At 60.4% G+C, this 7,414-nt stretch carries 8 protein-coding genes; 5 read left to right on the plus strand and 3 right to left on the minus strand.

Annotated elements, in window-relative coordinates:
* Nucleotides 1-62: 62 nt before the first annotated feature.
* Nucleotides 63-1,025: a GGDEF domain-containing protein gene (locus HU811_RS22945; protein ID WP_186658243.1), complete on the minus strand. Its 963-nt coding sequence runs from the start codon at nucleotides 1,023-1,025 to the stop codon at nucleotides 63-65.
* A gap of 137 nt (nucleotides 1,026-1,162) precedes the next feature.
* On the opposite strand from HU811_RS22945, the gene HU811_RS22950 reads away from it, so the two are divergent.
* Nucleotides 1,163-1,987 carry a helix-turn-helix transcriptional regulator gene (locus HU811_RS22950; RefSeq protein ID WP_186658245.1) on the plus strand — a complete coding sequence of 275 codons (825 nt, stop codon included), beginning with the start codon at nucleotides 1,163-1,165 and terminating at the stop codon, nucleotides 1,985-1,987.
* Nucleotides 1,988-2,013: 26 nt separating this feature from the next.
* On the opposite strand, the gene HU811_RS22955 is transcribed toward HU811_RS22950, so the two are convergent.
* Nucleotides 2,014-2,601, minus strand: coding sequence for a LysE family translocator (locus tag HU811_RS22955; protein WP_186658246.1), 588 nt, complete (start codon nucleotides 2,599-2,601; stop codon nucleotides 2,014-2,016).
* 201 nt (nucleotides 2,602-2,802) lie between these two features.
* Between HU811_RS22955 and HU811_RS22960 the strand changes: the two genes are divergently transcribed.
* Nucleotides 2,803-4,257, plus strand: coding sequence for a TrkH family potassium uptake protein (locus HU811_RS22960; protein ID WP_186658248.1), 1,455 nt, complete (start codon nucleotides 2,803-2,805; stop codon nucleotides 4,255-4,257).
* A gap of 79 nt (nucleotides 4,258-4,336) precedes the next feature.
* Here HU811_RS22960 and HU811_RS22965 read toward each other — a convergent pair whose 3' ends face one another.
* Complete coding sequence (locus HU811_RS22965; protein WP_186658250.1) at nucleotides 4,337-4,819, minus strand: hypothetical protein; 483 nt, start codon at nucleotides 4,817-4,819, stop codon at nucleotides 4,337-4,339.
* Between the two features lie 144 nt (nucleotides 4,820-4,963).
* Here HU811_RS22965 and HU811_RS22970 point away from each other — a divergent pair, with 144 nt between their 5' ends.
* The 3 genes from HU811_RS22970 (at nucleotide 4,964) to HU811_RS22980 (ending at nucleotide 7,375) form a co-directional block, all read left to right on the plus strand.
* Nucleotides 4,964-6,046: a bifunctional transcriptional activator/DNA repair enzyme AdaA gene (locus HU811_RS22970; protein WP_186658252.1), complete on the plus strand. Its 1,083-nt coding sequence runs from the start codon at nucleotides 4,964-4,966 to the stop codon at nucleotides 6,044-6,046.
* 23 nt (nucleotides 6,047-6,069) lie between these two features.
* The gene (locus tag HU811_RS22975) at nucleotides 6,070-6,684 is read left to right on the plus strand and encodes a DNA-3-methyladenine glycosylase family protein (protein WP_186658254.1); all 615 of its coding nucleotides are present in this window, start codon (nucleotides 6,070-6,072) and stop codon (nucleotides 6,682-6,684) included.
* A gap of 202 nt (nucleotides 6,685-6,886) precedes the next feature.
* Nucleotides 6,887-7,375, plus strand: a complete 489-nt coding sequence (locus tag HU811_RS22980) for a GFA family protein (RefSeq protein ID WP_186658256.1) — start codon at nucleotides 6,887-6,889, stop codon at nucleotides 7,373-7,375.
* Nucleotides 7,376-7,414: the final 39 nt, after the last annotated feature.

Genomic DNA, 7,414 nt, shown 5'->3' on the forward strand with positions numbered 1-7,414 from the left:
TGGGAGCGAGCCTGCTCGCGATGACGATGGACCTGCACACATAAGGGCCTGATGTGATGCCCTCAGCGTGAACTTGCCTGTTTTTGGATGTACATCGCCGCATCGGCATCCGCCAGAAGGCTGTCGATGGACTGATCGCGTTGGGGATCGTATTCGATCTGGCCGACGCTGAAACGGATGTCATAGCCACGCTGCAACATCGCGTTGCGCTCGTCGAGGATTTCCCCAAGCCGCGCCATGATCGCCGCAGTTTCGACATGGGAAGAGCCGGTGAGCAAGGCGACAAACTCATCGCCGCCCAGGCGACCGATCACATCACTTTCGCGGAAAGCGATGCGTAGCACGTCGGCGAAGGTTTTCAGCGCCGTATCGCCCTCGGCGTGTCCAAAGCGATCGTTGATGGGTTTGAAATCGTTAAGGTCGAAGAACAGCAGCGTCGCCGGACGCGACAGGCGCTCGCATACGCTCAACGCATGCTGGGCCAGCGTCTTGAAGCCACGCCGATTGGACAGCAACGTCAGTTCGTCCATGCTCGCCATCTGCACGGCAACCATTTCCTGCTCGGCCATGCTGGCAAGGTCGCGCAGCAGTTCGCGTTCTTCGTCATTGAGCTTGCGCGGCCGGGTGTCCAGCAAGCACAAGGTTCCAAGCTTGCTGCCGTCATCAAGTGCCAACGGGTGCCCGGCGTAGAAGCGAATGCCGGGTTTATCCGTGACGAACGGGTTGTCGCGAAACCGTTCGTCCTGTTCCGCGTCGCAGACCTCCATAATCTGATCCTGCAAAATGGCGTGCCCACAAAATGAAACGTCACGCCCGGACTCACTGGCGTCCAAGCCGGCGTTGGATTTGAACCACTGACGGTTGGCATCCACCAGCGATACCAGCGCAATGGGCACATCGAACAAACGCCGGGCAAGGCGAGTCAGGCGGTCGAAGCGCTCCTCGGGCGCGGTGTCGAGCAGTTTGAGCGAGTGCAAATTCTTGAGGCGAACGGCTTCGTTATCCGGTTTACCTGGCGCAAGCATCGCAAACTCCATCGAGAGGGCTGGTTGAAGTCTAGCCCAGGCCCACGCCCCTTCAAACCGAACGGCCAAATCAAACAGGCATTTATCGACGGGGCCGAATACACTGCGACCCAGGTTCAAGACGAGGACGCTTACCGATGAAACCCGCCACCCACGATGCCGCCCCACGCTTCTGGCGTGATGCAGCGCTGCCCTTCATCGAAGCCCGAGCCATCGCCGACGGGCGCAAGGTCTGCTATTCGCGTCATTCCCATGACCATTTTTCCATCGGGGCAATCACGGCCGGGCGCAGCACCTACCTTCATGAGCAATCGAATTTCCAGGTAGAGAGCGGTACAGTCGTGCTGATGAACCCTGGCGCTGTCCATGCGTGCAACCCGATCAATGATCAGCCATGGTCGTATGTAATGCTGTACGTCGACACCCAGTGGCTGACGGACTTGCAGCGCCGAATCGGCTTTGACGAGACGCTGGATTTTCAGGGTTTTGCCACCACCCACAGCCGTGACATTGAGCTGTTTGCCGCATTACAGAGTTTGTATGCACAACTGGTGGACGAGCGGATCGACATCGCCGGCAAACACGCCGCCGCCGAGGCATTTTTCATCGACCTGCAACACCGGCTCAACCCCGTCGGGCGCCCGGACCGCGGCAGCCATCCGGGGCTGATGCGCGCGGCGCAGTTTATCCATGACCATTGCAGCGAGGCCTTGAAACTCGAAGACATCTGCGCCGCCGCACAACTTTCGCCGTCGTACCTGAGCCGGGCCTTCAAGCGCCATTACGGCATGACGCCCCATGCGTTCCTGGTCAATCGTCGAATCCAGTTCGCCCGTCGACAATTGCGCGAAGGCAAGTTGATCGCCGATGTCGCATTGGACAGCGGGTTTGCCGACCAGGCGCATTTTCAGCGAGCCTTCAAACAACACCTGGCCGCCACGCCGGGCCAGTATCGCGGCTGATATCCCTTCAGTCCTATGGGTCTGGGTCAAGGCAACAACAAATACACCGCACTGACCACCAGCAACGCCGCCATCGTCCGATTGAACAGGCGCATGGTCGCCGGATTGCCCAACCAGGTCCGTAGAAAGCTGCCGGCATAGGCCCAGCAGCCCACCGAGAGGTAACAGATCACCAGGTAGATAGCCGCAAACTGCCACACCAACCGCGCCTCACCATCGGCCACGAACGCGCCCATCCCGGCCACGCAAGCCAGCCATGCCTTGGGGTTGAGCCACTGCATCAACGCGCCGTAGAACATCGACGGCGCCCGCTCCTCGTCTCCGTCCCCTAGGTGACCGTTGTCCATCGCCAGTTTCCAGGCCATGAACAACAGAAAACCCACGCCCCCCAGTTGCACCACTCGCGTGAGGCCCGGCCAGCGCTGCAGCACTTCGTGCAACCCCAGCCCCATCAGCACCAGCAGCAAGACAAACCCCAGAGTGGCACCGGCCACGTGACGCAAGGTGGCCCGAAACCCGTATCGAGCCCCGGAGCTGAGAGCGACAATATTGACCGGCCCAGGCGTGATGGAAGCGACCAGCGCGAACGCCGCCATGGAAATAATCAGACTCATTGCATACCTTCTTCATGTCCGTGAGGTGGCGTTCAAGGTAAATTGCACGCCACCGGCGGTCTTGAACAAAACTGCCCAATGACGGCCATTCACCGTGCCGCGCGGACAGGTGCTGTTTCGGGCACTTTTTTTACGCAAACTTTACGCAGCGCCCGGCCAACGAAATCGATACTGGGCGGCTCATTCTTTCAGGCGTGTGTTATGTCCCTTGCGGCTGTGCGGTTTATCGGATTCATCCTCGGCATTTTCCTGATCACCTTGGCCGCCAGCATGGCAATTCCGCTTATTACGCTGATGGTGTACGAGCGCAACGATGACCTTTCGGCGTTTTTGTGGTCGAGCCTGATCACCTTTGTCTGCGGCGTCTTGCTGGTGGCCCGCGGTCGGCCGGCGCACATACAACTGCGTCCGCGGGACATGTATCTGCTCACCACTGCCAGTTGGGTCGTTGTCTGCACCTTCGCGGCCCTGCCGATGGTGTTTATCCAGCACATCAGTTACACCGACGCATTCTTCGAGACGATGTCCGGCATCACCACCACCGGCTCGACCATCCTCACCGGCTTGGACAAGGCCTCCCCCGGACTGCTGATCTGGCGCTCGATGTTGCAGTGGCTCGGAGGGATCGGCTTCATCGGCATGGCGGTGGCCATCCTGCCGCTGTTGCGGGTCGGTGGCATGCGACTGTTCCAGACCGAATCATCGGACTGGTCGGAGAAAGTCACACCGCGCTCCCATGTCGCGGCGACCTACATTCTGTGGCTCTACCTAGGGTTGAGTGCCCTGGCCGCCCTGGCCTTGTGGCTGGCGGGCATGACACCTTTCGAAGCAATCAACCATGCGATGACCATGATTTCCACCGGAGGGTTCTCCACTTCGGATTCGTCCCTGGCCAACTGGTCTCAACCGGCTATTCACTGGATCTCGGTGATTATCATGATCGCCGGCGCACTGCCCTTCACCTTGTATGTCGCCACGTTACGCGGGAACAAACGAGCGTTATTCAGGGATCATCAGGTCCGAGGGTTCCTCGGATTCCTGGTCATTACCTGGCTCGTGGTGGGAACCTGGCTGAGCCTGAACAGCGATTACGCCTGGCTGGACGCCGTGCGCATCGTGGCCGTCAACGTGACGTCGGTGGTCACCACCACTGGTGTGGCGCTGGGGGATTACTCGTTGTGGGGCAGTTTTGCCCTGCTGTTGTTTTTCTACCTGACGTTTGTCGGCGGTTGTTCGGGCTCCACCTCCGGCGGGCTGAAAATCTTTCGTTTTCAAGTGGCTGGCGCCTTGCTGATGGGCAGTTTGAAACAACTGATCCATCCGCGGGCGGTGATCCAGAAAAAATACAATAAGCACCCCATCGACGAAGAGATCGTCCGTTCGCTGCTGACGTTTTCTTTTTTCTTCACCATTACCATCGGCGCTATCGCCCTTGGGCTTGCACTGATCGGCCTGGACTGGACGACGGCCCTGACCGGTGCCGCCACGGCCGTGTGCAACGTGGGCCCAGGGCTGGGTTCGATCATCGGCCCGGCCGGCAACTTCTCGACCTTACCGGATGCGGCCAAATGGCTGCTGACCATTGGCATGCTGCTGGGTCGCCTGGAGATCCTGACCGTCCTGGTGTTGTTCACGCCGGTGTTCTGGAAGTATTGAACACTTCGGACAATGCGAAGCCGATAAACGAAAAAAGCCGCGACGCCAATCCATGGCGTCGCGGCTTTTTTTCAAGCGATCAGCGGTCGTTCTTGATCGAGGAGCTGGTCGCGTTGGTCAGTCCCTTGGTGTTGTGGGTGCCTGGCGTAGCGGTGGAAATGGCCGACGCCTTGGTCAAACCGCGAGTGTCACGGTCCTTGGCGATGTTCGACGTGAGCGAAGCCTTGCTGGTCCGGTCGGTGCGGGTGGTACCGGTGTGTTTGCCGCTCAGGCCATGATCGCGAGTGCGGGTGCCGGTGTGGTCGCTGGTCAATCCTTTGCCAAGGCCGCTGGAAGCGCTGGACTTGCCACTGCCCTGGCCACCGCCGACACCACCACCGTGGCCGCCGCCGTTTCCACCGCCCTTACCGCCACCGCCGCCGCCACCACCGCCACCGCCATTGCCACCACCGGCAGCGTAGCTCGCGCCAATAGGCGACAGGTCGGCGGGCAACAAGGCTGAAGCACTCAGCATCAAGGCGCACACAGCGACGGCAATCAGGGATTTCTTATGTTTGGACATGATGTCTCCGAAAGACAAAAACAACGGTTGAGCCTTTAAGACTCAGGAGTTCAACTTTTGTTCGTAACCAGCCGACCAAGTGAATGGAAATTCACTGTCGATTTTCCGGTGGAGCCCTCCCGAGCCTGGCTCTATGCTCACCCCATGAACCTACATGACTCGTTGCTCCCACCCCATGCCGAGATGGTCCGCGCCATGCTCGAACGAGACACCGCTTATGAAGGGGTGTTCTTCACGGCGGTCAAGACCACTGGCATCTTCTGTCGCCCCAGCTGCACGGCACGCAAGCCAAAGCCGGAGAACGTCGAATTCTTCGCCCACGCTGACGAAGCCATGTCGGCCGGCTACCGGGCCTGTCTGCGGTGCAAGCCGCTGGATGCCGCCGCGATCGCCCCGGACTGGATCCAAGCGCTGCTCAAGGCCGTGGACGATCAACCCGACCTGCGCTGGACCGATGCCTCATTGCTGGAACAAGGCATCGAACCGCTGAAGCTGCGGCGCTGGTTCAAGCAGCATTTCGGCATGACCTTCCACGCGTACCTGCGCACCCGTCGGTTGGGCCTTGCGCTGGGGGGAATCAAACAAGGGACTTCCATCGACAATGCGGCCTTCGATTCGGGCTACGAGTCCCTGAGCGGATTTCGTGATGCCTTCGTGAAGTCTTTCCACATCACACCGGGTCGCGCCGCCCACAGCGAACCCTTGCTGTTCACCCGTCTGACCACGCCACTGGGGCCGATGCTGGCCATGGCCGAACGGCGCGGCCTGGTGTTACTGGAATTTCTCGACCGCCCGGCCCTGACTCGGGAAATCGAAGAATTGCAAAAGCGCTATGGCTATACCGTCGCCCCGGGGCACAACCCCCACTTGCAGCAGATCGAAACCGAACTGGTCGACTACTTCGCAGGGAAGCTCACCTCGTTCAGCGTTCCGCTGCACATGCCCGGCAGCGCCTTCGCCGTCCGGGTCTGGGCTGAACTGGAAAAAATCCCCTACGGCGAGACCCGTAGCTACGGCAACATCGCCACGGCCCTCGGCAGTCCTGGTGCCAGCCGCGCGGTGGGGCTGGCCAACGGCCAGAATCGCCTGGCCATCGTCATCCCCTGCCACCGGGTAATCGGTGCGGACGGTTCATTGACCGGTTATGGTGGCGGACAGCCACGCAAGGCTTTTCTATTGCGGCTGGAGAAAGCCGCGGTGCAGGTGTCCCTGCCACTGGCATTCTGATCAGCCTGCCGAGTGAACACCTGATGTCTGTCCCGTACCACGATGCAAGCACCTTTCTGGCAAGCCTCGACGAAGACTGGCGCCGCCATGTCGAAATGATCGGCCCTTGCCTGCTGCAGCCCAAACCGTCCCGCGACCCGTACGAAGCCCTGGTCCGGGCGATTGCCTATCAACAACTGCATGCTAAAGCCGGCGATGCGATTCTCGGTCGCTTTCTGCGGCTGTTTCCCGGCGCGACTTTCCCAAGCCCGGAGCAGATCCTGGCGACTGACACCCAACAGCTGCGCGATTGCGGATTTTCCGCCAGCAAGATCGCGACCATACAGGGCATCGCCCAGGCAACGCTGGACGCGGTGGTGCCGGACTACGTCACGGCGCTGGCCATGGATGATGAGGCCTTGATCGAACGCCTGATCACCTTGCGCGGCATCGGACGCTGGACCGTGGAGATGCTGCTGATCTACAGCCTGGAACGGCAGGATATTCTGCCGGCGGATGACTTTGGAGTGCGTGAGGGGTATCGGCGGCTCAAGGGCTTGGACGTCCAACCGACGCGCAAACAGATGGTTGGGATTGGACAGGCGTGGAGCCCTTATCGGACGGTGGCGGCGTGGTATTTGTGGCGGGTGCCCAAGTGATGTCGGCTGTACCGACGCCTTCGCGAGCAAGCCCGCTCCCACAGGGAATTTGTGTCGGTTGCAAGTTCTTGCCCGCTCTCGGTCAGTGTGGGAGCGGGCTTGCTCGCGAAGGCAGTCGCATGATCACCCTCAATTCAACGGTCAAGACGCTGACCGTCTAGGCTTAGCAGAACCATTTCCCAATCGCCAACTGGAGGTTCTCATGCAGCTAGAAGGATCCTGCCATTGCGGCGCGGTGTCGTTCAGCCTGGCCTGCGCTCATCCCTACCCTTATCAGCGCTGCTACTGCTCCATCTGTCGCAAGACCCAAGGTGGAGGCGGTTTTGCAATCAACCTGGGGGGCGATGCCCGGAGCCTGAAAGTGCGCGGTCGCAAGCACATCTCGATCTACCATGCACGGCTCAAGAATGAAGGGGATAAACGCGCCCACCGCAGCAGCGCCGAGCGGCACTTCTGCTCCCTTTGCGGCTCGGGCTTGTGGCTGTTCAGCCCCGAATGGCCGGAGCTGATCCACCCGTTCGCCTCTGCCATCGACACGCCGTTGCCGGTACCGCCTGAGCACACCCATCTGATGCTGGGCTCCAAGGCTCCGTGGGTGGAAGTCCAAGCGCATGCCGGCGATCAGCAGTTCGAGGTCTATCCCCAGGAGTCGATTGCCCAGTGGCATGAGCGGCTGGGTTTGAGCGATTAGGGGCTTTCATAAAAGATCGCAGCCTTCGGCAGCTCCTAC

The sequence above is a fragment of the Pseudomonas tehranensis genome (genome assembly GCF_014268615.1).
Lineage (GTDB): Bacteria > Pseudomonadota > Gammaproteobacteria > Pseudomonadales > Pseudomonadaceae > Aquipseudomonas > Aquipseudomonas tehranensis.

Coding starts and splice junctions, on each gene's coding strand:
- HU811_RS22945 (WP_186658243.1), bottom strand. CDS start 1,025: ATGCTTGCGCCAGGTAAACCGGATAACGAAGCCGTTCGCCTCAAGAAT.
- HU811_RS22950 (WP_186658245.1), top strand. CDS start 1,163: ATGAAACCCGCCACCCACGATGCCGCCCCACGCTTCTGGCGTGATGCA.
- HU811_RS22955 (WP_186658246.1), bottom strand. CDS start 2,601: ATGAGTCTGATTATTTCCATGGCGGCGTTCGCGCTGGTCGCTTCCATC.
- HU811_RS22960 (WP_186658248.1), top strand. CDS start 2,803: ATGTCCCTTGCGGCTGTGCGGTTTATCGGATTCATCCTCGGCATTTTC.
- HU811_RS22965 (WP_186658250.1), bottom strand. CDS start 4,819: ATGTCCAAACATAAGAAATCCCTGATTGCCGTCGCTGTGTGCGCCTTG.
- HU811_RS22970 (WP_186658252.1), top strand. CDS start 4,964: ATGAACCTACATGACTCGTTGCTCCCACCCCATGCCGAGATGGTCCGC.
- HU811_RS22975 (WP_186658254.1), top strand. CDS start 6,070: ATGTCTGTCCCGTACCACGATGCAAGCACCTTTCTGGCAAGCCTCGAC.
- HU811_RS22980 (WP_186658256.1), top strand. CDS start 6,887: ATGCAGCTAGAAGGATCCTGCCATTGCGGCGCGGTGTCGTTCAGCCTG.